Origin of the sequence: Brevibacterium oceani, assembly GCF_017948325.1 — a bacterium.
GTDB classification, from domain to species: domain Bacteria; phylum Actinomycetota; class Actinomycetes; order Actinomycetales; family Brevibacteriaceae; genus Brevibacterium; species Brevibacterium oceani.
This window is the reverse complement of sequence record NZ_CP072846.1, coordinates 877,245-901,552: the sequence shown is the minus strand read 5'-3', so window position 1 is coordinate 901,552 and position 24,308 is coordinate 877,245. Positions and strand designations below refer to the sequence as shown.

Here is a 24,308-nt window from a genome sequence, read left to right as displayed (position 1 = left end):
ACGGTCGGAGGCGCGCTGAGCCACAGTCGGAGCCGCGCCGCAGTCCGCACCGGGCCATAGTCGGAGCCGCGCTACTGTCTAGTGAATGTGCAGGAGACCAGCATTAAATCAGGTCGCTGGCACATCCACTAGACAGTTGCGGACCGACCCTCACTCAGCCGACAGTTGCGGACCGAACTCCAGTCAGCTGACAGCAACGGAGCGGCGACCGTTCACCCCTCGGCTGCGGGGATCTTCCCGAAGCGGAAGGCCGACCAGAAGTCACCGCGCACATAGCCGTGCTCCGGTTCCGGATCGAAATCCCAATGACGGGCCGTGCCCACCTTGAGCGCATCGGCGACGAGCTGTCGGCTGCGCTGCGAGCCGAGTACATGATCCTCGAGGTGGTCGAGGTCGTAGCGTGATTCGAGCTCTGACCGCATCGCCGCCAGCGTCTGCGCATACGCAGGGTCGTCGGCACGATTGTCCAGCTCGTCCGGATCCGCGGCGAGGTCGAAGAGCAGCTCAGGATCACCCGGGCACAGGGTCAGCTTGCAGTCCCCGCGTACGAGTGTGACCTGCGGGCGGTAAGTGCCCTCGGCGAAGTACTCGATGATGACGTCTCGGTCCTCAGGGCCGAATTCCCCGATGGCTTCCCGCCGAGCCGATTCGAGCAGTGACGTTCCGACGAGGCCGTCGTCCACCGCGGAGGCGGCCGAGCCCACCGCCGAGGTGGCCGTGCCCTCTGCCCCGCCCGCACCGCTCGCGGCACCGCGGGCGATCTCGACCAGGGTGGGCGCAAGGTCGACGAGGCTGACCGGGTTCTGGTAGCGACCGGGGGTGACCACCTCGGCGGGGCCGTTGACGATGATCGGCACCCGCGAGGACTGCTCGTAGGGCGACATTTTGAACCACAGGCCCTTCTCCCCCAGCATGTCGCCGTGGTCGCTGGTGACGATGACGACGGTGTTCTTGAGCAGGTCGAGCTCCTCGAGCCGCTGCCTGATCGCCCCGACGTGGTCGTCGATGTAGTTCACCGCCGCATAGTAGGCGCGGCGGGCCCTGCGCACGTCCTCGATGCCGGGTTCCCGCTGATCGAAGCCGCACATCGTGCGCAGCCGATGGCTGTGCGGATCCACGGCGGCGTCAGGGACCTCGGGATGGGCAGGGTCCGGGATGTCCACCTCGGCGAACCGGTCCCAGTTGGCCTTCGGCGGCTCGTACGGGTCATGCGGGTGGATGAACGAGGTGACCATGAGGAACGGCTGGTCGGCCCCGGCCGCCTGGTTCGCGCGCTTGCGGTCGTTGAGGTGGCGCAAGGTCTTGAAGATCACCTCGTCGTCGAAGTCCTGCTGCACGTTCGCCGTCGCAGCACCCGCGGTGAACACGGGGTCGGCCTCGTGGTACCACTGCAGCTTCTCCTCCAACGGGCGATTCCAGTCGGGGACCATGTCGAGATCGGCCGGGTAGACGTCGGTGGTCAGACGCTGTTCGAAACCGTGGTGCTGGTCAGGGCCGATGAAGTGCATACGGCCGATGAGCGCCGTGTGGTAGCCGAGCGTGCGCAGACGGTGGGCGAAGGTCGGCACCGAGGCGGCGAAGTCGTCACCGTTGTCGAGGCAGTCGACATCGGCGGGCATCCGCCCGGTCATCATCGATGCCCGCGACGGCGCGCACAGCGGGGTGTTGCAGTAGGCGCGGTCGAAGACCGCACCATCGGCGGCCAGGGCGTCCATGTTCGGGGTCAGTGCTGCGCCGTTGCCGTAGGCGCCGAGTGCCTGCGCCGCCATCTGATCGGCTTGGATGACGACGATGTTCGGGGTGGTCATGGTGGTTCTCTTTTCGTTCAGGAGCGGGATTCTGAGGCGGAGTCGGCGTCCATCGCCGAGGTGGCCTGAAGGTCGGTGTCATCCGCCGAGGTGGCGTCCGGGGCGGCGGGGTCCGCCTCCGTGGTGGGGCCGTCCGCCTCGGCGGTGGGGTTCGCGTCGGATTCGGGTGTCCACCCGTCGTCCCAGGTCCCGGTCTCGTAGTCGTAGCCGACGGGATCGCCGTTCTCGTCGGTGCGCTGGTACCAGTCGGTGTAGTCCTCGTGCTCGGAGTCGATGCTGCCGTTCGCGCCGTCGCCGGGCTCGGTGGGCACGACCTGGAGGGCGAAGTCGTCGCCGTAGCGATCGGCGCCGTCGACGACGGCGTTGTCGACGGCATTGAGCGCGTACTGGCGGCGCAGCGCGAGCGGATCCGTCCGCAGCTCCTTGTACCACGCGAAGATGATGAAGAGCATGACGATCGCGAACGGCACCGCCGTGACGATGACGAGCTGTTGGAGGCCTTCGAGCGCGTTCGCGTTGCCCAGCAGCAGCATGACGACAGCGATGCCCGACATCACGAGACCCCAGAACACGACGACCCACTTCTTCGGCTCCTGATCACCGCGGCTGGTGAGCATGCCCATGACCACCGAGGCGGAATCGGCCGAGGTGATGAAGAAGATCGCGAGGACGATGATCGCCACGAACGGCAGCCATTCGACGTAGGGCAGGTTGTCGATGAGGGTGAAGAACACCTCGGGGGCTTCCATGCTGTCGGTGAAGCCGGCCGCACCGTCCCGGTACATCGAGATCGAGGTCCCGCCCATGATGCCGTAGGCGACGAAGAGCAGGGTCGAGGGGATGAAGATCGTGCCGAGGATGAACTGGCGAATCGAACGACCGCGGGAGATGCGGGCGATGAAGGTGCCGACGAACGGCGACCAGGAGATCCACCAGGCCCAGTAGTACACGGTCCACACCGATTGGAACTCTTGTGTCTCCGAACCCCACGACAGGGACCGACCCATGAGGTCGAAGAGGGAGCCGAAGTACTCCATGAGCGCCGAGGGCAGCAGGTTGAGCAGGAAGAGCGTCGGGCCGAGGAAGAGCACGAGTGCGACGATGCCGACGGTGAGGACGATGTTGATCGACGACAGGTAGCGGATGCCCTTCGAGACGCCCGAGACCGCGGAGATGATGAAGCCGATGGTGAGCACGAGGATGATGATGACGAGCATGTTGTTCGTCATCGGGCCCGCTCCGGAGACGATGCTCACGCCCGTGCCGATCTGCATCGCCGCGATGCCCAGCGCTGCCGCCGTGCCGAAGAGCGTGGCCACGATGGCGAAGATGTCGACGAGCTTGCCGGCGAAGCCCTCGGTCTGTCTTTTGCCGAAGAGCGAGACGAAGATCGAGGACAGCAGCAGGGACCGGCCGCGACGGTAGGCGGCGTAGGCGATCGCGCCGCCGACCAGGGCATACATCGCCCAGGCGTGGAAGCCCCAGTGGAAGTAGGTCTGTGCCATCGCACCATGGAGGGCCTCGGTGGTCTCCGGATCGTTCGTCAACGGCGGCGGGCTGATGAAGTACGTGAGCGGTTCGGAAGGCCCGAAGAAGAGCACGCCGATGCCGATGCCGGCCGCGAAGAGCATCGCGACCCAAGAGAAGGTGCTGAACTCGGCCTTCTCACTGTCCTTGCCCAACGGGATCTTCCCGTAGGGCGAGAACGCGAGGATGAGGAGGGCGACGAGGACGACGATCGCGACGAGGTTGAAGAACCAGCCGACGTTCATCGTCGACCAGTCATACGCGGCCTTCGCCACCGAGGCGACGCTGCCGGAGTCCGTGATCCCCCAGATGACGAACGCCACCGTCAGCGAGCCGGCGATCGCGAAGATCACCTTGTCGAGGGAGTACCGACGGCGCTGCTCGTCGATCGCGATCCCGGGCACGAGGATCGGGTGGGTGTTGTGCGGGTACTGCGTGTTCGTCTCGGTCGAGGAACCGTCCTGGGGGCTCTCGCCGTACGGGTAACGTGGACGGGCATAGTCGAGCTTGCCGAGGCGCTTGCCGGTCTCGCGGCTGACACGCTTGGCGTCGGCGCCGACTCGACGGGCGTCGGCCTTGATCCGCTCGCGGGAGACGCGACGGTCGTTCGGGTGCGTCTCGGCGCTGCCGTTCGCCTCGGCGGCCTTGTCGTTCGCCGCTGCGGCGGAGTCCGCCTTGTCGGCGGCGTCCGCCTGGTCGGCGGCATTCGTCGCGGTGGCGTTGTCGTGCGCGGAGGCTGCGTTCGCCTGGTCGGCGGTATCGCGTGCGGTGGCGCGTGGTCTGACATCCGAGGAGTGTTCCTCGGATCCGGGGGTGGAGTCATCGGACATGGGCGATGGCCCTTTCTCATTCGCAGGAGTGTCTGGAACTCAGACGTGACGGATGATCGAAAGCAACCGGATCGCTCAGGGTTCGCTGCCGCACCACCCGATCGCCGCGCCTTCCCACGAATCGTTGGCATAGCCCTGTGTCGGGCGCGGTGCGACGGTGGCCGGGCGGGTTCGACCGCGGTCAGCTGCCGCAGTGAAACCTCTGTATGCCATAGTTTCGGACCATAACAGTTTGCTGAGAGCTTCTCAAAGGTTCGCTTCACACAAGAGGCGGGGTCGGCTGCACGATGACGGTCGGTTACGCCTCGGCGGGTGGGGTCATCCGGCCCAGGCGAGGTAGGTCATCCGGCCCAGGCGAGGTAGGTCATCCAGCCTCGGCGAGGTGTGTCATCCAGCCTCGGCAAGGTGTGTCATCCGGCTTCGACGAGGATGACGCCGACGACGATGCAGCCGATGCCGATGAGCGCGCGACGCGTCAGTGGGTCCTTCCAGATGACGCGTGAGAGCAGGCAGACCAGGGCCACCCCGCAGGCGGCCCACAGACCGTAGGCGACGCCGAGCGGCATGCCGGCAGCGAGCGTGCGGCTGAGAAACAGGAAGGCCGCGGTGTAGCTGATGACCACCGGGATGAACCAGACCCTGCGCTGCAGTCCGGCGCTGGCGCGCAGACACAGGGTGCCGGCCACCTCGCTGAGGATCGACAGGGCGAGCCAGACCCAGCTCATTCGGTCACCTCCGTGTATCCGCTGCCAGGGGCGACAGGACCGTCGGGAGTGCCGGCATCGTCAGGAGTGCCGGAATCGTCCGAGCTGCCGGATTCGACGAGGATGACGCCGATGATGATGACGGCGATGCCGATGATCGCTCCGATGCTCAGCAATTCCCCGAAGAACACCACGCCGAGCACGGCGACGAGGGCGACTCCGCTGGCCGACCAGGTGGCGTAGACCGCCCCGAGCGGCATCCCGAGTCGCTGCGTGAGGCCGAGGATGAAGAACGCGGCGGCGTAGAGGACGACGACCCCGGGGATCCAGATCGGATCGGCGACGGAGGCGCGCAGCATCAGGGTGGCGGCCACCTCGGCGACGATCGCCCCCATGAGGAGCAGGATTCGACGGGGGCTCATGCGGCCTCCTCCGCCTCAGCGGTGTCGATGAGACCGAGCGCGTGCTCGCGCACAGCGGCCAGATCAGCGGCGGGGAAGACCCCGGTGGCCTCGGACATCCAGGCGCCGTCGGCGCAGAAGCGCGCCGCCGTGAGCATCGAGACGACGGGAGGGTTGAGGCCGTCGACGTCGAACCATGGGCCGAGGTGGTCTCTCCACGCCTGGCCCAGCTTCGGGTGGTAGAGCGCGTCGGAGAAGATCCAATAGTCTGCGCGGGAGACCTCGGCGGTGGTGGCGACGGCGACGTAGGCGCGATGCCGCTCGAAGCTCGAGAGCTCCTCGGCCGACTTCCCGGCGTGCTCGCCCAGCATCTGCGCCCAGTGCGCGGCGGCATGGTCGACGAGGCCGACCATGAGCGCTTCCTTCGACGGGAAGTGGTACATCAGTCCCGGCTTGGTCAGTCCCGCTTCCTGCGCAACCGTCTCGAGCGAGATCGTCACGCCCTGGACCGAATCGTTCGATTCGGCCAGGGCCTTCGCCGCTTCGAGGATCCGAGTCTTCGCATCTGCAACCATGCCCGGAACTTTACCATCCGGTTGGTAAAGTCGGCCAGGTCGCCAAGCTCGCCGAGGTCAACCGGGTCCCCAGGTCGCCTAGGTCAGCCGTGCCACCAAGGTCAGTTCAGCAGTGCCCGGTCCCCCAGGCTCGCACCCTTGAGCTTCGAGAACTCCCCGAGCAGGGTCTCGACGGTCAGGTCCTTCTTCTCCTCGGCCGTGGCTTGGTAGATGATCCGCCCCTCGTGCATCATGATCAGCCGATTGCCCAGCGCGATCGCCTGCTCCATGTTGTGGGTGACCATGAGCGTGGTCAGCCCGTCGGCTTCGACGATCTTCTTCGTCAGCGTCGTCACCAGCGCCGCCCGCTGCGGGTCGAGGGCTGCGGTGTGCTCGTCGAGCAGCAGGATCCGGGGCTGGGTGAATCCGGCCATGAGCAGGCTCAGCGCCTGCCGCTGACCGCCGGAGAGCAGTCCGACCTTCGTCTTCAGTCGGTTCTCGAGGCCGAGTTCGAGTGTGGCCAGCTCGTCCGTGAAGTGCTCCCGCCGCGCCGAGGTGGTTCCCCGCCCCAGACCGCGTGCTTGTCCGCGCCTGAGAGCCAGGGACAGGTTCTGTTCGATCGTGAGATCCGGTGCGGTGCCGGCCATCGGGTCCTGGAAGACCCGGCCGAGGTATTTCGCCCGTTTGTATTCGGGCATCCGGGACACCTCGGCGCCGTCGATCGTGATCGATCCGGAGTCGATGGGCAGCCGCCCGGAGATGGTGTTGAGCAGGGTCGATTTGCCGGCGCCGTTCGAACCGATGACGGTGACGAAATCGGATTCCTCGAGTCTGAGCTCGAGCCCTTGGAGGGCTTTGCGTTCGTTGACCGTTCCGGGGAAGAAGGTCTTGGAGACGTTGTCGATCGTGAGCATGATCCTCAGCCTTCCTTCCCAGCGCCTGCGCCGGAGGTCGTCGAGACGTCGGCGATCTCGGCGGGGCCCTTCATGTCTGTCGTGCCTGCCGGCACCGAGGCGGGAGCGCGGTTGCCGCGTCCCTTGAGCGAAGGGATCCGCTTGAGGGAACCCCATCTGGGCAGGAGGAGGGCGATGACGACGAGCAGGGCTGTGGTCAGCTTCATGTCGTTCGTGTCCAGGCCCGCGCGCAGAGCGAGGAAGATGATGAGCCGGTAGATGACCGATCCGAGCAGCGCACCGAGGCTGGCCATGAAGATGTTGCGACTGCCGAACACGGCCTGGCCGAGAATGACCGAGGCGAGTCCGACGAGGATGAGGCCGATGCCCATGCTGATGTCGGAGAAGCCCTGGTACTGGGCGATGAGCGCGCCGCAGAGGGCGACGAATCCGTTCGACAGCGCCAGGGTGAGCATCGTCGTGTTGTCGGTGTTGACGCCGAGGCTGCGGATCATCTCCCGGTTGTTGCCGGTGGCCTGAATGGCCAGACCCAGATCGGTGGTGAGGAACCAGTCGATGGCGAACTTGAGGATGAGGGCGAAGATGAGCAGGATCGCGATCGAGATCCACGAGCCCAGCCACATGTTCTCCCGCAGCGGGGTGAACACGGTGTCCTCGCGCAGCAGCGGCAGATTCGCTTTGCCCATGATCCGCAGGTTGATCGACCACAGACCGATCATCGTCAGGATTCCGGCGAGCAGTCCGTCGATGCCGCCCTTGGTGTGCAGCAGCCCGGTGATGTAGCCGGCGACGAGTCCCGCGCCGATGGCTGCGGCGGTCGCCAGGAAGGGGTTGACCCCGGCGATGATGAGGGAGGCCGCGGTGGCGCCTCCCGTGGTGAAGCTTCCGTCGACGGTGAGGTCGGGGAAGTTGAGGACCTTGAAGGTCAGATAGACCCCGAGCGCCATCGCGCCGTAGATGAGCCCGAGCTCCAATGCTCCGAACATGGGTTTCCGTTCATAGGGTGGTGAGGTGGTTCAGGGTGGCCCGAGGTTGCCGATCTGACGGTCGGCAACCTCGGTGCCGGTGGCTTCAACGGCCGATCACTCGATGACGTTGTCGGCTTCGTCGATGAGGTCCTGCGGGATCTCGACTCCCTGGGCCTTCGCGGCCTTGGGGTTGACGACGAGTTCGAGGTCCGAGCTGGTCTCGACCGGCATCTCCGCAGGCTTCTTCCCGTCCTGGAGGATCTTCAGAGCCATCTGTCCGGTCTGCTCGCCAAGCTTCGTGTAGTCGATTCCGCGCGTGATCGCCGCACCCGATTCGACCTGCCCGGCCTCGGAGCCGACGAGCAGAGCCTTGTTCTTCTCGGCGGCCTGGACCATGGTGGACACGGCCGAGACGACGTTGTTGTCGGTGGGCACGTAGTAGGCGTCGACCTTGCCGAGCGAGTCCACGGCCTGCGCGAGTTCGCCCGAGTTCGCGATCGTCGCTTCTTTGATCTTCACGCCGAGTCCCTCGGCGGCCTTCTTCGCGAGGTCGACCTGCACCTGCGAGTTGACCTCACCCGAGCTGTAGACGATGCCGACGGTCTTCGCATCGGGCTTGACGTCCTTGACGAGCTTGAGCTGCTCCTCGACCGGGTTGAGGTCCGAGGTGCCGGTGACGTTGGCGCCGGGCTTGTCATTGCTGTCGACGAGTCCTGCCTCCTTCGCGTCGGTGACGGCGGTGAAGAGCACGGGCTGGTTCGTGATTGCCTGCGCCGCGGCCTGAGCGGCCGGGGTCGCGACCGCGAGGACGAGGTCGAGGTCCTCGTTCGCGAAGTTCTGCGCGATCGACGTCGCATTGGCCTGTTCACCCTGAGCATTCTGCTCGTCCCACTCGACCTCGACGCCGGCATCGTCGAAGGACTTCTTGAAGCCTTTGCTGGCGGCATCGAGAGCCGGGTGCTGCACCAGCTGCGAGATGCCGATCTTGAACGAGTCCCCCTCGCCGCTGCCGCCGTCACCGCCGGAGCAGGCCGAAACCGCAAGAATCGAACCGACCGCCACCATCGCTGTGGCCATTTTCCTCAGACGCATGCTTCTCCCCTTTGAAAGCGCGGTCCGCCCGTGCGGAACCGTCACGAAATCTGCGTGCGGCTCCACCGCCACCGGCAGAGCCTCCGAAGACAGGAGTGCTCTGCGCGAAGACGCGGTCGACGCAGATGAGCGATGCGTCGATTCTTCAGATCATTCTGAACTGCCCACGAAGGCTCCGAGCCTTTGTAGAGCCTTCGCGCGGCAAACCGACGCGCATCACTTCGACTGTGATGATATCCACTCTATGATGCGGCACTGACACCGGGCGCCGATTCCGGCTTTTGGAGACAATCGTCCCAGTATCGTTATCTCAAGCGACAGACGTCCCTCACGGCTCGATCTCGACATCCGATCGTCCGAGCACGTCGAGCATCCACGCGAAGTCGAACGCCGTCTCCTTCCAGGTGTCGTAGCGGCCCGAGGCACCACCGTGACCGGCGACCATCTCGGTCTTGAGCAGCACATCGGCACCGACCTCACGCAGACGCGCGACCCATTTCGCCGGCTCCACATAGAGGACCCGAGTGTCATTGAGGGAGGTCACGGCCAAGATCTTCGGGTGGGCCACCTCGGCGACGTTCTCATACGGCGAATACGAGCGCATGTAGTCGTACACCTCCGCGTCGTGCAGGGGGTCACCCCACTCCTCCCATTCGATGACCGTCAGCGGCAGTTCGGGCATGAGTATCGAGGTGAGAGCGTCGACGAAGGGGACGTGCGCGCTGATTCCGGCGAAGAGCTCGGGCGCCATGTTCGCCACGGCCCCCATCAGCAGGCCACCGGCCGAACCTCCGGTGGCGACGAGTCTCTCCGGTGCGGTCCACCCGGTGTCGACGAGGTGGCGGGCGACGTCGATGAAGTCCGTGAACGTGTTCCGCTTCGTCGTGGTCTTGCCCTGGTCGTACCAGTGCCGACCCATCTCCCCACCGCCGCGCACGTGCGCGATCGCGAAGACGACCCCGCGGTCGAGCAGCGAGAGTCGCCCGACGGAGAAGTACGGGTCCATGCTCGCCTCGTACGAGCCGTACCCGTAGAGCACGAGCGGTGCCGGCCCACCGGGTGCCGGGTCGTTCGCCGAGGCGGTCCTGCCCTGACCGGTGCCCGTGCCGGTGTCGTCGGATCCGTCCCCCGCCGAGGCGGTCGCTCCCGCGTCTGGCGCGGCGGGGCTGAGTGGGACGAGATCCTTGCGATAGACGAGGGAGATCGGAATCTGCGTCCCGTCCTCGGCCGTGGCCCACAGCAGGGCCTCGTCGTAGGCGCTGAGATCGACGGAGCCGAGCACGGGCTGTCGCTTGAGAACCGTGTCAGTGCCGTCTGCGACGCTGTGCTGATAGATCACAGTCGGCGTGGACATGGAGGTGAAGAGAAGTCGGATGTTCCTCTGTGAGAACTCCGGGTTGCCGGCGAGTCCGAGGGTGCCGGTCTCCCGGTCGAAGGGAAGCTCGCGCAGCGGATCGAATGGGGAGGAGGTGTCGGTCGACGCTGTGTCACCGCTAGCGGGTGCGGTCAGGCGCACGGTGCCGACGCGGGCGAAGCCGCCACGACGGTAACTGACCGCGATGAAGTCGGCGAAGGCGTCGACGTCTTCGATGCGCATACCGTCGATGTCGTCGATGACGGGTCGACCTGGTGCGGCGGGTTCGGCGACAGGGACGTCGATGAGTTCGAAGTCGGCCCGGTCCCGGTTGTGGGTGATGAGGAATCGGTCCTCGCCGCCGATGACGGCGTGCTCGACGGAGTACTCGACCCCGTCGACGCGGGGCCAGACGACTCGCGGTTCGGCTTCGAGGTCGTCGGCCTCGAGATTCCAGTAGCCTGTGGTGGTCTTCGACCCGGTGACGACGAAGAGATACTTGCCCGATCGGGTGAAGCCCGCTCCGACGAAGTAGCGTTCATCGGGCTCGTCGAAGATGCACACGTCGTCGCTGCTGTCGGTGCCGACGAGGTGGCGCCAGACTTTTTCGGGCCGCCAGGCATCGTCGACGGTGGTGTAGAAGACGTAGCGCCCGGTCGGGTCGAGGGAGGCTCCCGCGAAGGTGCCCTCGATCGTGTCGGCGAGGTCCTCACCGGTTGCGAGGTCGCGCAGCCGCAGGGTGTAGCGTTCATCGCCGCTGGTGTCGACGCCGTAGAGCAGCCGGGTGCCGTCGTCGGAGAGCGAGAATGATCCGAGCGAGAAGAATTCCTGGCCCTCGGCTGCGACGTTCGAGTCGAAGACGACCTCCTCGCCGGGCAGTGCATCGTCGCCGACCTCCGGCGGGGTCCAGTCGTCGGGCCCGGAGACAGGCACGCGAACGCTGATGCCGTAGTCGAGTCCGGCCTGCGTGCGGGAGAAATACCAGTAGTCTCCGCGCCGGGTCGGCACGGACATGTCGGTCTCCTTGATCCGGGTCTTGATCTCGGTGAAGATCGACTCCTGCAGTCCCTCGAGATGGGCGGTCTGTGTCTTCGTCCACGCATTCTCGGCCTCGAGGTGGGCAATGACCTCCGGGGACTCCTTCTCCCGCATCCACTCGTAGTCGTCGACGAAGGTGTGCCCGTGATGCGTGCGCTCGAAGGGGACCTTCTTGGCCACCGGCGCCGAAGGAACAGTGTTCGAAGCATCGGTATCAGTCATGGCCCCAGCCTAACCACCCCATCGTGGAGGTACGCACTCGCCTTTCCCCTCACCCTCGCCGACATCGAGCACAATGCACACAACGCACTCAATGAGCAGAATGCGCTGAGTGAGCACAAGCGAGCAGTTCATGCCCAGGAACCTTTAAGGTGAGTCTCACATCACACTTGTCTTCAAAGGAGAAGTACGTGCCAAAGGCGCCACCTCCCGGGGATGTTTCCGCGGGAACTCCCGCAGATCCCCCTGCCGGATCCTCACATCCGTCCCGACGCATGTTCGGCCGCATCGCCTACGGGGTGATCGCGGCAGCCGCGATCGGCACCGCCACGACCTATTCGGTCAGGGCCGCCTCGGCGAAAGGCGATCTGTCCTCGAACCTCACCCTCATCGCACCGGCCGGTGCCGGCGGCGGGTGGGACGGCTTCGCCCGCGAGACCCAACAGTCGATGCGCGTCGAAGCGCTGGCCAACAACGCTCAAGTCGTCAACATTCCAGGCGCCGGAGGCACGATCGGCTTGGGCAGCTTCTCGACGATGCACGGCCAAGCCGACACCATTCTGGCCACAGGCACCGCCATGGTCGGCGGCATCGCGCTGAACAAGTCGCCCGTCGGATTCGATGACACCACGCTGCTGGCCCGTGTGGCCGAGGACTACGACGTGCTCATCGCCCCTGCAGATGCTCCGTACGACACCGTCGACGACGTCATCGCGGCGTGGAAGAAGAAGCCGAAGGACTTCGTATGGACCGGCGGATCGGCCGGTTCCGTCGACCACCTCACCATCGCCCAGCTCGCACTGCTCGGCAAGATCCCCGCCTCGGACATCACCTACATTCCGAAGTCCGGCGGCGGCGAAGCGATTCAGACGCTGCTCTCGGGTACGACCGACTTCGCCTCCTGCGGCTTCAACGAGGTCTCCGACCAGATCGAAGCCGGCAGGGTCAAAGCCATCGGAGTCGCCGCTCCCGAACGCGTCCAAGGCTTCGACGATGTCGCCACGATGTCCGAACAGGGCTACAAGGTCACTCTGACCAACTGGCGCGGGTGGCTCGGTGCGCCAGGCATCACCGGCGACGAATCGAGCCAGCTGCTCGACATCCTCCAGGCCACCCGCGACAGCGCAGCCTGGAAGGATGCCCTCGAACGCAACAAATGGACAGATGTGTGGCAGACCGGCGAGGAATTCGCCGAGTTCGTCAAGGAAGACACCTCACGGGTGGAGAAGCTTCTCAAGGAGTTGGGACTGTGAGCACGCAGACGCACACGAACACGGCCAGGACGGGCCACCTCGGCGAGGGCACCTGGTGGCAGGGTCGATCGGGACTCCTCGTTCCGCTCATCATGGGGGCATTCTCGACGTATCTGCTCGTGGGGATCCTCACCATGGAGGTCGCCGAGGATGCCGACAAGCCGGGTCCGCAGTTCTTCCCGATGATCATCATGATCGTCGGCTACGCGCTGACGATCCTGCTCACCATCGCCTATATCCGCAATCCCGAACCGGTCGACGTCGACGACGAGCAGCCCGCCGAGGCACAGGAGGACAGGGCGTTCTCGACGCCGGTCACATCGGCAGTGGCCGCCTCCCGACTCGAACCGCACGAAGAGGATGAGCCGGCCGCGGACCGCAGGGCACTCGCCGATGCGAAGGCCGCCGATGCGAAGCACCGGACTCACAGCGACTTCGTGTCCTTGGCCTGGGGCGCCGGCGGTTTCGCCGCGTTTGCCCTGATCCTCGAATTCGCCGGGTGGATCATCGCCGCGGCCCTCCTGTTCTGGTGCGTGGCGCGATCGATGGGGTCGAAGAAGCCTCTGTTCGACCTCACCGTGGCACTGACGTTTTCGTCCCTGGTCTATATCGCTTTCGCGGTGATGCTGGGGCTCAATCTTCCTTCGGGAATCCTGGGAGGTGGGTTCTGAGATGGACGCACTCATGTCCCTCTTCGAGGGCTTCGCTCACGCACTGACGCCGATGAACCTGCTGTGGGTCGTCGTCGGCTGCTTCCTCGGCACCGCCGTCGGCGTGCTGCCGGGTCTGGGTTCGTCGATGGCAGTGGCCCTGCTGCTGCCGATGACCTTCGCACTCGACCCCACCGGCGCGTTCATCATGTTCGCCGGCGTCTATTTCGGTGGTCTCTTCGGCGACTCGACGATGGCGATCCTCATGAACACCCCGGGCCAGGCCTCGGCGATCGCCTCGACGTTCGAAGGCCACAAGATGGCACGGACCGGCCGGGCGCCGCAGGCTCTGGCCACGGCTGCGATCGGCGCGTTCATCGGCGGATTCATCTCCTGCTTCCTCGTCGTCTTCGTCGCTCCCGCTCTGGCGGACCTGTCGACGAGCTTCGGCCCGGCCGAGTACTTCGCGCTGGCGCTGTTCGCCTTCGTCGCCACCTCCTCGGTGGTTGCCGATTCGGTGCTCAAAGGGCTCATGGCCCTGGTTCTGGGCATCGGGATCTCGGTCATCGGCATCGATTCGGTCTCGGGCACCGAGCGCTTCACCTTCGGAGTCCCCGAGCTCTTCGACGGAGTCTCCCTGGTCACGGTGACGGTCGGCATCCTGGCGCTCGGCGAGGTGTTCTTCATCGCCTCCCGGATCCGCCGGAAGGTCAACGACAACACGATCAACGCTTCGGGACGCCCGTACCTGTCCCGCAAGGAGTTCGGCGAGGCCCTCCCGGCGTGGCTGCGCGGCACGGCGATCGGTCTGCCCTTCGGAGTCATCCCCGTCGGCGGCGCCGATGTGCCGACGTTCATGGCCTACGGCCTCGAGCGCAAGCTCGATTCCCGACGGAAGGACCCGCAGTTCGGCAAGGGTGCGATCCGCGGACTCGCCGGCCCCGAGGCGGCTGGTTCGGCGACGACGGGCATCGCCATGGGTGCGCTGCTGTCGTTGGGTCTGCCGATCTCGGCGACCGCGGCGATCATGTTGGCGGCGTTCCGTCAGTACGGTCTGCAGCCGGGGCCGCTGCTCTTCGACCGCTCCCCCGAGCTCGTCTGGGGTCTGCTGGCGAGCTTCTTCATCGCGATGATCGTGCTGCTCATCATCAATCTGCCCTTCGCTCCCCTGTGGGCGAAGCTGCTGAAGATCCCGGATCCCTACCTCTACGGCGGCATCGCGGTCTTCTGCGGGTTGGGCATCTACGCGACGTCGGCCTCGACGTTCGAGCTGCTCATCCTGCTGGGCATCGGCATCATCAGCTTCGTACTCAAACGCTATGGTGTGCCCTTGGCGCCGCTGATGATCGGCATGGTGCTCGGGCCTCTGGCCGAATCGAACCTGCGCGATGCGCTTCTGGCCGCCGGCGGTGATGCCGCGACCCTCGTGTCCTCGCCGATCACGATCGTGCTCTACCTCGTCCTCATCGGAGCCCTCGTCTACACCGGCGTCGGACGGGTGCTGGCGCGGAAGCGGCAGAAGCAGACGACGCAGGAGGTCCTCGCCCCGGCGAATTCGTCACAGAGCTGATTCCCGCCGTCGTTCAAGGCCAAGCGCGGTGCCGGGCCGCCGTTCAAGGCCAAGCGCGGATGTCGAGTCGCACACGACTCGACATCCGCGCTTCGTCTTGATTGAGGAAGTCTGGGCCGCCCGAACGGTGCCCCCAGAAGACCTCGTGGACCGTACCTCGCGGACCGGACCTCGTGGACCAGACCTCGTGGACAGTCTCCCGCGGCTCACGTCCGCGAGCGTTGAGCACCTGCCTCCTCGGCGGCCTCCTCGCCCGCCTCGGCGTTCGCACCGGGCATGAGGCGACCCGCCCCCTTGAGCCCGAAGCTCGTGAGCACCGCGGCGATGAGGACGAGGACGACGGCAGCGCCGGCCGCCCACTGCACGCCGAGGTCGAAGGCGGAGACGGCCGCCTCGGTGATCCGGTCCCCCGCAGCAGCGCTCATCCTCTCGGCCTGCTCGAGGGCAGAGCCGAGGGTGTCGAACTCCGAGCGGCCCGCGCGGTCACCGATCGCCGACTGCAGTGCGGATCCGTAGACGAAGGTCGACAGTCCCCCGAGGACGGTGGTGCCGAGCACCGACCCGAATTCGTAGGCGGTCTCCGATATCGCCGAGGCGGCCCCCGCCTTGCGCGCCGGCACCGCGGCGAGGATGAGGTCGTTCGTGATGACCTCGGCTGTACCGAGTCCGATGCCGAGGATGAGGAAGGCCAGCATCATGCCCGCCACCGAATGATCGGGCGTGAAGGCGACGATGCCCATTCCGGTCGCGTTGAGCACCAGCGCGCACGGCACGACGACCCGCGGTTCGAAGCGGGCGACGATCGGCACCGCGAGGTAGCCGGCCGCGATCGAGGTCGCCAGCCCTGGAGTGAGGACGAGGGCCGCCTCGACCGGGGAGAGGCCGAGCACGAGTTGGAGCAGCTGAGTACCGAAGTAGAGGAATCCGGCCAGGCCCATGACGCTGAGCAGGTTCGAGGCCACCGCCGAGGTGAAGACTCGGTTGGCAAAGAGCCTGACGTCGAGCATGGGGTTCGGTGTGGCGAGCTGGCGCAGCACGAAGCTCGCGCCGGCGACGACCGCCACGGACAGGCTGGCCCAGAAGAGGATGTCGATGCCTTCGGACATGCTGTGTTTGATCGCGTAGACCAGCGGGGCGAGGGCGAGCATCGACAGGACGATGGAGAACGGGTCGAAGCGGCCGGGGTTCGGGTCGCGGGATTCGGGCAGCAACACGGCAGCCGCAGGAATGAACAGGGCGATCAGCGGCAGGTTGATGAAGAACACCGAGCTCCAGTGGAAGTGCTCGAGCAGGATGCCCCCGAGGATCGGCCCGAGCGCGGCCCCGCCGGAGAACATCGCAGCCCAGGTGGCGATCGCGATCCGGCGATCCTTGTCATGGTCGAAGATATTGCGGATGAGCGACAGCGTCGAGGGCATGAGCGTAGCGCCGAAGAGGCCGAGCAGGGCACGGGCGATGATGAGCATCTCGGCCGAGGTCGAGAACGCGGCAAGCAGCGAGGCTGCGCCGAATCCGCTCGCGCCGACGATGAGCAGCTTCCGACGGCCGACACGATCGCCGAGGCTGCCCATCGCCACCAGCAGACCGGCGAGCATGAGCGGGTAGATGTCGACGATCCACAGCAGCTGCACTCCGGTCGAGTGCAGCCCGGTGCTGATGGCCGGGATGGCGAAGCCGAGCACCGTGTTGTCGATCGAGATCAACAGCACGGGGATCATGAGCACAGCCAGGCCGACCCATTCGCGCCGGCCGGCGCGCAGCTGAGGAGTCAGTGTCGTCGTCATACGCTCAACTGTACCGTCTGGACGGTACAGTTTAAAGGCCAGGTGCAGTTTGCCCAGCGAAGGGTCAGGGATCTTACCGTTGGTCAGGGACGCACCGTGACTGTGAGTTCAGTGTCGAGTCAAGGTCCGTACCCACTGTCTCGTCAATGCAGGGTCGATGACGTCGTCGATGTCGAAGATCATCGCAGCGCTCATCGCCTTGCCCTGTTCGTATTCGGCCGCGATGAGCTCCGCTTCTCGAGCCGCTCTTTCTCCGGCGTCCTCGATGGCCGCGAGTTCCTTCGCATAGCCCAGACGCACCGAGCCTTCGAGCCCCATCGGTCCGATCTCTCCGCTGGGCCAGGCGATCGTGAAGACGGTGGCGTCGAACCCTCCGGTCGCCATCGCCATCGCTCCCAGACCGTAGCCTTTGCGGATGACCACGGTTCCCACCGGCACTCTCAGCGCTGCGCCTGCGACGAAGAGGTCGCCGAATGCTCGTACCCCGGGTTCGCGCTCGGCTTCCGGGCCGACCATGAAGCCGGGAGTGTCGATGAGTGAGAGCACCGGAATCCTGTGGTCCTCGGCTAGCCGCAGATGTTGGGCGAATGATCGCGCGGCGTCGACATCGATTGCCCCGCCGAGGTGATGGTTGTCGTTGGCGATGATCGCGAGGGGAACGCCGTCGACGCGGATGAAACCGGTGACAGCTCCGGGAGCGAACCTTTCCCGCACCTCGGTGAATGATCCTTCATCGCCGATCGCGTCGATGACTTCGCGGATGGCGAAGGTTCGCAACCTGTTGGCGGGGACGATGGTCCGAGCGCGCTCCGCCTGGTAGTCACTGTCGTCGGCGGCGCCCCCGTCCGTCGGATCGGGTATCGCGCTCATAGTGGTGAGAGTTGTTCCCGACAGGATGCTGAGCATCTCTTTCGCGTGGATCACGGCGTCGGCTTCATCGGCAGCGGCGATGTCGATGACTCCGTTGGCCGTGTGCACCTCGACCGGACCGATCTCCTCCGGCCGGAACGTCCCGAGTCCTCCGCCTTCGATCATGGCGGGGCCACCCATGCCGATATTCGCCTCGGGTGTGGCGATGATGACGTCGCAGACCCCCGCTAGTGCCGCGTTGCCGGCGAAGCTGCGTCCGGACACAATGGCGATCAGCGGCTGCTTCCCCCGCAGTCTGGCCAAGGAGGCGAACGTCGGCACCTGCAGACCGGAGGTCGGTCCTCGGTCGGTGTCGCCGGGCCGGCCTCCCCCGCCTTCGGCGAAGAGGATGATCGGCACCTGCTTGGTCTCGGCCAGTTGGATCAGCCGATCGGTCTTTGCATGGTTGCGGGTGCCTTGCGTTCCGGCGAGCACCGAGTAGTCGTAGCTGATGACGACGACCCCGTGGCCGTCGACCCGGGCGGGTCCGCCGATGAGACCGTCGCCTGAGGTCTTGGCGATGAGATCCTCGAGGCTGCGCCGGCGGGTCTGAGCGGCAATCGCCAACGGTCCGTATTCGACGAAGCTGCCTTCATCGACGAGGTCAGTGATGTTCTCCCGGGCAGTTCGTCGTCCGCGTGCGCGGATCTTCGCCACCTCGGCTTCGCGCGCCGCATCGCTCAGAGCAGCATGTCGAGACTGGACTTCAGCGACGCCAGGGTGCGCTTCGACGCTGTCTGCCGCGTGGGAGTCGGCATCACCGGACCCGCTGAGGACGGCGATCGGCTGTCCGGCCACGACCTGTTGTCCGCGATTGACGAGGTGCGTGATCCCTGTGGAGGCCGGACCGGCGACAGGATGGTGCATCTTCATCGCCTCGATGATCACATACTCTTGTGGATCGGTACCGATTTCCACGACAGCACCCGCCACGGTGGCGCGCAGCAGCGTCTGTCCCGGCTCGAGATCGGCCTCGTCGAAGCCAGCGCGACCGTCAGAGTCCGTGGACTCTCCAAGATCGCGCCGGCTGCCCGAAACTTCGTGAGCGTTCGGATCCGACTGGTCGCCGACGACCTCGTCGGTCTGGACTCGGTCTGCCAGGATCTCTTCTGCCCGACGCGTGATCTCCTCGGCATGGTCATCGAACGATGCTGTAGTCGCAGCGCCAGGTTCGAGGATCTCGATGATGGCCGACAGCAGCGCGGCATTGGTCTGGACCCCGACCACTGAGGTCTCCGCAAGTGCCTGTGAGGCGGCGGAGACCGCCGCCTCGAGTGTCGGCGCGGCGAGGGTGATCTTGCCCAGCAGCGGGTCAAAGGTTCCCGTCACCTCGATGCCGCTGGCCACCCAGGTGTCGATGCGCACACCGGGTCCCGTCGGCCAGGTGAGCGAGTCGATCCGGCCGGCGCTCGGGGAGGGATCGCCGGAGGCGAGGATCGATTCGGCCGATAGACGCAGTTCGATCGCCGTACCTGCCGACGGCACCGTGCTGCTCGGCATCACGGTGCCGATTCCTGCGGGCACCCGATGGGTGGCGACGTCCAACTGAGCGGCGACGAGGTCGAGTCCGGTGACCGCCTCGGTGACGGTGTGCTCGACCTGGATCCGAGGATTGACCTCGAGGAGGTGATAGTCGTCGTGCCCGACGAGGAATTCGACGGTAGCCAGGGAGGAATATCCCACCGACTCGGTCAGTCGCGCGGCATCGGCATGCAGGCGGGCACGCATCTCGTCCGGCAGATTGGGGGCAGGTGCGATTTCGATCAGCTTCTGCCTGCGTCGCTGGATCGAACAGTCGCGATCGCCGAGGACAGCGATGCCTTCGGCGGTTCCGATGATCTGGACCTCGATGTGCCTGGCTCCGGTTACGAGCGCTTCGGCGAAGATGCGATCATCGCCGAATCCCGCAGTCGCCTCGGCCGAGCATGCCCGCAGCGCAGGTGCGACCTCGGCGGCATCGGTGACGATGCGGATCCCGCGCCCGCCGCCACCGGCCAGGGCCTTGACGGCGATGCCCGCGGGATTGGCCTTGAGGAGTGCTTGAGCGCTCTGGAGTGCGGCAGCCGACGCGATCTCATCGGTGAGGTCGAGGAGCTCGGTCGCTGGAGGAGTCGGAATGCCGAGTTCGTCAGCGCGCAGCCGTGTCGTCCGTTTGTCGCCGAAGAGTTCGAGTGCTTCGGGATCGGGACCGATCCAGATCAGTCCCGCCTCAGCGCAAGCTCGCGCGAGGCGCGGGGATTCGGAGAGGAACCCATATCCTGGGTGGACGAATGCTGCACGCAAGGACACAGCCGCCGCGACGATCGCATCGGGATCGAGGTAGGCGGAAGTTCCTGCGCCGGGAAGCGTGACGACCTCGTCGGCGAGTCGCAGGTGCAGACCTGCGGCCGCACAAAGGTTCTCTTCGCTCGTCGACCTCGCAGCGATAGTACGCAGACCACGGGCTTTGGCCGTGCGAATGATCCGGCAGGCAATCTCACCTCTGTTGGCGATGAGGATCGCGGGTGGCTCCGATAGGGACTGATCGCTCACTGATCCCCCTCCATCAACTCCTCGAGGAGCACTGTTTTGCGGATCTTGCCCGTCGCGGTCATCGGCATTCCGTCGACCAGGACGAACTCGGGAATTTTGTAGACAGCCATGTTCTCCTTCGCCCATGAGGTGAGCGAGTCGGCGTCGACGGCGGCGCCCGCGACAGTCACGACGAAGGCCACTGGGACTTGACCTCGGTCGGCGTCATCGCGCGGGGCCACGGCGACAGTATCGATGCCGGGGTGGGCCCGCAGCAGCGATTCCACCTCCGCGGGGAAGACGCTCATGCCGTTGACCTTGATCATCTCCTTGGTGCGGGCAAGGTAGGTCAGAGCCCCCTGATCGTCGAAGCGGCCGGTGTCTCCGGTGCGCAGCCAACCGTCGATGAGCGTGTCAGAGGTGGCTTTCGGGTTCTTCCAGTAACCGGTGGTCACTGATGGCGAGCGCACGAGGATCTCTCCGATCTCGCCCACGGGGACCGGGTCGAGGTCGGCATCGACGATGACGATGTCGGTGCCGGGGACCGGGAAGCCGCAGTAGACGGGTTCGGCCTGAAGGTCCCGATCGCCTTCCTGCAGGCCGAGGGTGAACGAGTCCGAGGTGTGCGTTTCGGTCATCCCGTACGAGGCTTCCCGCAGAACGGTGCCGGTCAGTTCTCGCCATTCGCTTCGCAGGTCGGCGTCGAGTTTGCGCACGAACGACACAGCCTGGCAGATCTCGAGGGAGGACAGGTCGACGTCCGAGAATTCGGTGGTCCTGAGCAAGTCGATGAGTTCGACGTATCCATCAGCCGGGGACACGATCTGGGTGACACCGCGTTCGGCGATGCTGCGCAGAGCTGTCTGCGGGTGCCACCTGGCCATGATGGCGACTTCGCCGCCTGCAAAGATAGGCAAGAGCAGGCCGAAGTTCTCGCCTGCGACCCAGAACATCGGCAGAAATCCCAAACACACTGTCCGGTCCCGGCCCGGGGCGGTTGCGAGTCCGGCCATCGCCGAGACCGCCGTGTAGGCGAGGTGGCCGAGAGTGTGTTCGCAGCCTTTCGGCAGCCCGGTGGTCCCGCCGGTGTAATTGAGCGAGGCGAGCCGGTCGGGATCGGCGGGAATCGGGGCCACCTGCGCCGAGGCGAGCACGCGATCCCAGTCCCCCGCTTCCTCAGCCGCGGGGATCGGATGAGGCAGGTCCGCAGACGGCACAGCGGCGGGTTCAGCCCCAGCATCAGGGCCGACCGCATGGGCTGTGGTGGAAATGAAGACTGCGGCCGGGTCGGTCCAGGTGACATCGATGGTGTCAGCGATCTGAGCGAGGGCTGCTTCGACGAGGCTGCGCGATTGGGGATGGGCGATGAGGTGGGAGGCACCGGAGTCGGTGAGCTGATGTCGCAGTTCTTCGGTGCGGTACATCGGGTTGACGGGAACGTAGACGGCGCCGAGCCACGCGATCGCCAGGAACGCGTGCACGAACTGCGGACAGTTGCCCATGAAGACTCCGACCCGAGCCCCCTCACGGACTCCGCGGCCGGCCAGCCATCCGGCAGTCGCCGCGACATCACGTTCGAGCTGTCCCCATGTCGAGGTCCACCCGTAATAGCTCATGGCGATGGAGTCGGGCCGGGTCGCCGCCCAGTGGGAGAGAGTCTCGGCCAGTCCGGGCCCGGCAACTGGCTCCGGCGCCCGGTGCGGGACTTCTTTCGGCCAGAGTGTGCGCAGGCCGGCGAGTTCTGCTGCAGCATCGGCCCATAAGACATGTGCGGAGTCTGTGGCTGTACCGGACATGAATGCTCCTTCTCAGCGGTCTTCGATGACCACCGACTGATTGACAACTGTGTCAATCACAGTTCTATTCGACTTGAGCTCTGTGCGCAAGTAGCGGTCCCAGTATTGTCAGAGCGATTGTGCGCGAGTCTCGAGGTGCTGCCACCGACGCCCGGACACCGGTCAGAGGTCGCCTGTCACGGGTCGCTGGTCAGCGAGAACACCGAGCGATCCCTGAAACCCAATGATGGCGAAGTAGACGCGGGTGGCCTGTTCGACGTAGAAGTTCAGGCGCCCCGGTTTCCTCCGGATCTGAGTGGCGGCATCGACGATCACCGTATCCATGAGTCGTGCGGCATACTCTTCGTCCACCAGTGGAACGGCCTGACCCGATTCGCGCACCTCGGTGATCTGTCGCAGGATTCGCCGTCGGGGTTTGCCGACTATCACGGCGTGGACCTCAGCCACATGCGCATCGACCGCGGCCCGCTGTTCGATGACTTCGAGCAGCTCGAGGCTGTCGACGTATATGCCGATGAATGCTTCGATCGATGCCCGCGCCACCAGCACCGGGTCGTCGGCAAGAGGTTTCTGGTAGTGATGCGCTTCGAGGATCTCGTCTTTCAGCTCAGTCGCAACGGCGAGAAACACCTCGGCCTTGGTCGCGAAATAGACGTAGAAGGTGGGACGCGACACCCGCGCCGCCGAGGCGATGTCGCCGATGGTCGCGGAATCGAATCCCTTGGTCGAAAAGACCTTTCGGGCAGCGGCGATGAGGGCGTCTTTGGTGTCCGAGTCAAGTTCGCGTCTGACGTCTCGAGCCTGCGTCCATTCCATATCGCGAATCGGCTGCTGTTCCATCAACACTTTCCTCGACGATCGGACTCGTGGCGTTCTGCCCGAGCATTGCGTTCATCTTATCGGCGAGTCACGTCCGATACGCCGACCCGTCAGCGACGTCGACTAGGCTCGTGAGTATGGCACGCAATCCGACCGAGACCCGAGAGAAGCTTCTCGATGCCTTCGACACCCTCCTCGACGAGCACGGCACGTCGGGGACCACACTCGATGCGGTGGCCGCGAAGGCCGGAGTCTCGAAGGGCGGCCTGCTCTATCACTTCGGCTCGAAGGCCGAGCTCATCAAGGGCAGTCTCGAGCGGCTCGACCGCCTCGTCGCCGAGGATGTCGAGGAGATGAAGGCCGCCGGCGATCGCCTCCACTACTACTATCTCGAGACCTCGGCCGAGGTCGGCACGCCTCTCGACCGCAGCCTCATCGCCGCAGGCTGCCTGGCCCTGGAGAACGACGACGCGAGGGCGGCGCTGCGCAAGACCCGGGAAGCGTGGTTCGACACACTCAATGAGCACCTCGGCGATGCGGATCTGGCGATGACGATCCAGCTCATCGGCGACGGCATGTACTTCAATCAGAACTTCGGGCTCTCACAGGATGAGGCCCTCGAGCACGTCAAGCGCATCCTCACGCGTCTGGGCCTTTGACCCGAGTCCGGTTCCAAGCGAAGTCAGTACGCAACCATGACATCTGATTTCACTATGCTGTATACGCCACCGCAGCCACGCCTATTGCTAACCCATCCATCAACGCCCCGACGGAGGACCTCTTGCCTGCGCCATACCCTTCAAAAAAGACAGCGATCATCACCGGGGTCGGATCACACCGAGGAATCGGCCGCAGACTCACCAGCGTCCTCGCCGCCGACGGCTGGAATCTCGGGCTGATCGCGAGAAACCAAGACCAGGCAGACGAACTCGCCGCAGAGACCGCAGAAACCTACGGCGTAACCGCAGTGGGTGCAGGAGCAGACCTGATCGACCACGATCAAGCGGCGCGAGCGGTTGAGTACATCACCGGGCGCACGCCACAGCTCGTCGCACTGATCAACTCAGCTGGAGTCTCATCTCCAACCGGCTACCTGGACGTAGAACCCAACGAATGGAGACGGGTGCTGACTTCGAATCTCGACGCAGTCCACTGGATCACCCAGCAAGCCGCTCGAATTCTGGCGAAAAACGGCGTCGGCCGGATCATCTCACTTTCTTCAGTCTCTGCACATCGAGGCGGGGGAACCTATTCGAAGACTCCGTACTCTGCGTCCAAAGCAGGTGTCGAAGGTCTGATGCGGGGGATCGCCCGTGAACTGGGCCGAAGTGGAGTGACCGCCAACAGTGTTGCACCTGGCCCCGTGGACACCGACATGATGGGAGGCACTCTGACGCCCGAACGCAAGGCTGGCATGGCATCTGATTCGGTCCTCGATGAAATCGCGTCCCCTTCGGATGTCGCGAAACTCATCCGCTTCCTTGTCAGCGAACATTCCGCACTCATCACTGGGCAGACTATTCACATCAACGGTGGACTGCAGATGACCTGACGACACGAGTATCCAAGCAAACCACGACGGGGCTCGGCACCCGCAGACGCTGCGC

At 65.3% G+C, this 24,308-nt stretch carries 18 protein-coding genes; 5 read left to right on the top strand and 13 right to left on the bottom strand.

Annotated elements, in window-relative coordinates:
- Positions 1-212: 212 nt before the first annotated feature.
- The 9 genes from betC to J9314_RS03805 form a co-directional block, all read right to left on the bottom strand.
- Positions 213-1,808 (bottom strand): choline-sulfatase, encoded by a 1,596-nt coding sequence (gene betC / locus J9314_RS03845; RefSeq protein WP_210604633.1) that lies wholly within the window; start codon positions 1,806-1,808, stop codon positions 213-215.
- A gap of 17 nt (positions 1,809-1,825) precedes the next feature.
- Positions 1,826-4,165: a BCCT family transporter gene (locus tag J9314_RS03840; RefSeq protein WP_246490600.1), complete on the bottom strand. Its 2,340-nt coding sequence runs from the start codon at positions 4,163-4,165 to the stop codon at positions 1,826-1,828.
- Between the two features lie 410 nt (positions 4,166-4,575).
- The gene (locus tag J9314_RS03835) at positions 4,576-4,890 is read right to left on the bottom strand and encodes a DMT family transporter (RefSeq protein WP_210604632.1); all 315 of its coding nucleotides are present in this window, start codon (positions 4,888-4,890) and stop codon (positions 4,576-4,578) included.
- Entirely contained in the window at positions 4,887-5,291 is a 405-nt protein-coding gene (locus tag J9314_RS03830; RefSeq protein ID WP_210604631.1) for an SMR family transporter, read from the bottom strand. The genes J9314_RS03835 and J9314_RS03830 overlap by 4 nt, the downstream gene beginning before the upstream one ends.
- Positions 5,288-5,845, bottom strand: a complete 558-nt coding sequence (locus J9314_RS03825; RefSeq protein WP_210604630.1) for a TetR/AcrR family transcriptional regulator — start codon at positions 5,843-5,845, stop codon at positions 5,288-5,290. The genes J9314_RS03830 and J9314_RS03825 overlap by 4 nt, the downstream gene beginning before the upstream one ends.
- 101 nt (positions 5,846-5,946) lie before the next feature.
- Complete coding sequence (locus tag J9314_RS03820; RefSeq protein WP_210604629.1) at positions 5,947-6,738, bottom strand: ABC transporter ATP-binding protein; 792 nt, start codon at positions 6,736-6,738, stop codon at positions 5,947-5,949.
- Between the two features lie 5 nt (positions 6,739-6,743).
- Positions 6,744-7,724, bottom strand: a complete 981-nt coding sequence (locus tag J9314_RS03815; protein ID WP_246490599.1) for an ABC transporter permease — start codon at positions 7,722-7,724, stop codon at positions 6,744-6,746.
- Between the two features lie 96 nt (positions 7,725-7,820).
- The gene (locus J9314_RS03810) at positions 7,821-8,798 is read right to left on the bottom strand and encodes an ABC transporter substrate-binding protein (RefSeq protein ID WP_210604628.1); all 978 of its coding nucleotides are present in this window, start codon (positions 8,796-8,798) and stop codon (positions 7,821-7,823) included.
- 328 nt (positions 8,799-9,126) lie between these two features.
- Positions 9,127-11,412 carry a S9 family peptidase gene (locus J9314_RS03805; protein WP_210604627.1) on the bottom strand — a complete coding sequence of 762 codons (2,286 nt, stop codon included), beginning with the start codon at positions 11,410-11,412 and terminating at the stop codon, positions 9,127-9,129.
- A 188-nt stretch (positions 11,413-11,600) separates the two neighbouring features.
- Here J9314_RS03805 and J9314_RS03800 point away from each other — a divergent pair, with 188 nt between their 5' ends.
- Genes J9314_RS03800 through J9314_RS03790 form a run of 3 tightly spaced genes read left to right on the top strand, consistent with a single transcriptional unit; the run spans position 11,601 to position 14,882 of the window.
- Positions 11,601-12,662 carry a Bug family tripartite tricarboxylate transporter substrate binding protein gene (locus J9314_RS03800; RefSeq protein ID WP_246490598.1) on the top strand — a complete coding sequence of 354 codons (1,062 nt, stop codon included), beginning with the start codon at positions 11,601-11,603 and terminating at the stop codon, positions 12,660-12,662.
- Positions 12,659-13,333 carry a tripartite tricarboxylate transporter TctB family protein gene (locus J9314_RS03795; RefSeq protein ID WP_246490597.1) on the top strand — a complete coding sequence of 225 codons (675 nt, stop codon included), beginning with the start codon at positions 12,659-12,661 and terminating at the stop codon, positions 13,331-13,333. The genes J9314_RS03800 and J9314_RS03795 overlap by 4 nt, the downstream gene beginning before the upstream one ends.
- A 1-nt stretch (position 13,334) precedes the next feature.
- Positions 13,335-14,882 carry a tripartite tricarboxylate transporter permease gene (locus J9314_RS03790; protein ID WP_210604625.1) on the top strand — a complete coding sequence of 516 codons (1,548 nt, stop codon included), beginning with the start codon at positions 13,335-13,337 and terminating at the stop codon, positions 14,880-14,882.
- 206 nt (positions 14,883-15,088) lie between these two features.
- Here J9314_RS03790 and J9314_RS03785 read toward each other — a convergent pair whose 3' ends face one another.
- From J9314_RS03785 to J9314_RS03770, 4 genes are all read right to left on the bottom strand, one after another.
- On the bottom strand, positions 15,089-16,666 hold the full coding sequence (locus J9314_RS03785; protein ID WP_210604624.1) for an MFS transporter: 1,578 nt from the start codon (positions 16,664-16,666) through the stop codon (positions 15,089-15,091).
- A gap of 108 nt (positions 16,667-16,774) precedes the next feature.
- On the bottom strand, positions 16,775-20,107 hold the full coding sequence (locus J9314_RS03780; RefSeq protein WP_210604623.1) for an acetyl-CoA carboxylase family protein: 3,333 nt from the start codon (positions 20,105-20,107) through the stop codon (positions 16,775-16,777).
- A complete protein-coding gene (locus J9314_RS03775) occupies positions 20,104-21,882 on the bottom strand; it encodes an AMP-binding protein (protein ID WP_210604622.1) in 1,779 nt (592 codons plus the stop codon). The genes J9314_RS03780 and J9314_RS03775 overlap by 4 nt, the downstream gene beginning before the upstream one ends.
- 162 nt (positions 21,883-22,044) lie before the next feature.
- Complete coding sequence (locus J9314_RS03770; RefSeq protein WP_210604621.1) at positions 22,045-22,722, bottom strand: TetR/AcrR family transcriptional regulator; 678 nt, start codon at positions 22,720-22,722, stop codon at positions 22,045-22,047.
- 116 nt (positions 22,723-22,838) lie between these two features.
- On the opposite strand from J9314_RS03770, the gene J9314_RS03765 reads away from it, so the two are divergent.
- Together J9314_RS03765 and J9314_RS03760 are read left to right on the top strand one after the other, a co-directional pair.
- Complete coding sequence (locus J9314_RS03765; protein WP_210604620.1) at positions 22,839-23,360, top strand: TetR/AcrR family transcriptional regulator; 522 nt, start codon at positions 22,839-22,841, stop codon at positions 23,358-23,360.
- Positions 23,361-23,482: 122 nt separating this feature from the next.
- Positions 23,483-24,253, top strand: coding sequence for an SDR family NAD(P)-dependent oxidoreductase (locus tag J9314_RS03760; protein WP_246490596.1), 771 nt, complete (start codon positions 23,483-23,485; stop codon positions 24,251-24,253).
- Positions 24,254-24,308 lie beyond the last annotated feature (55 nt).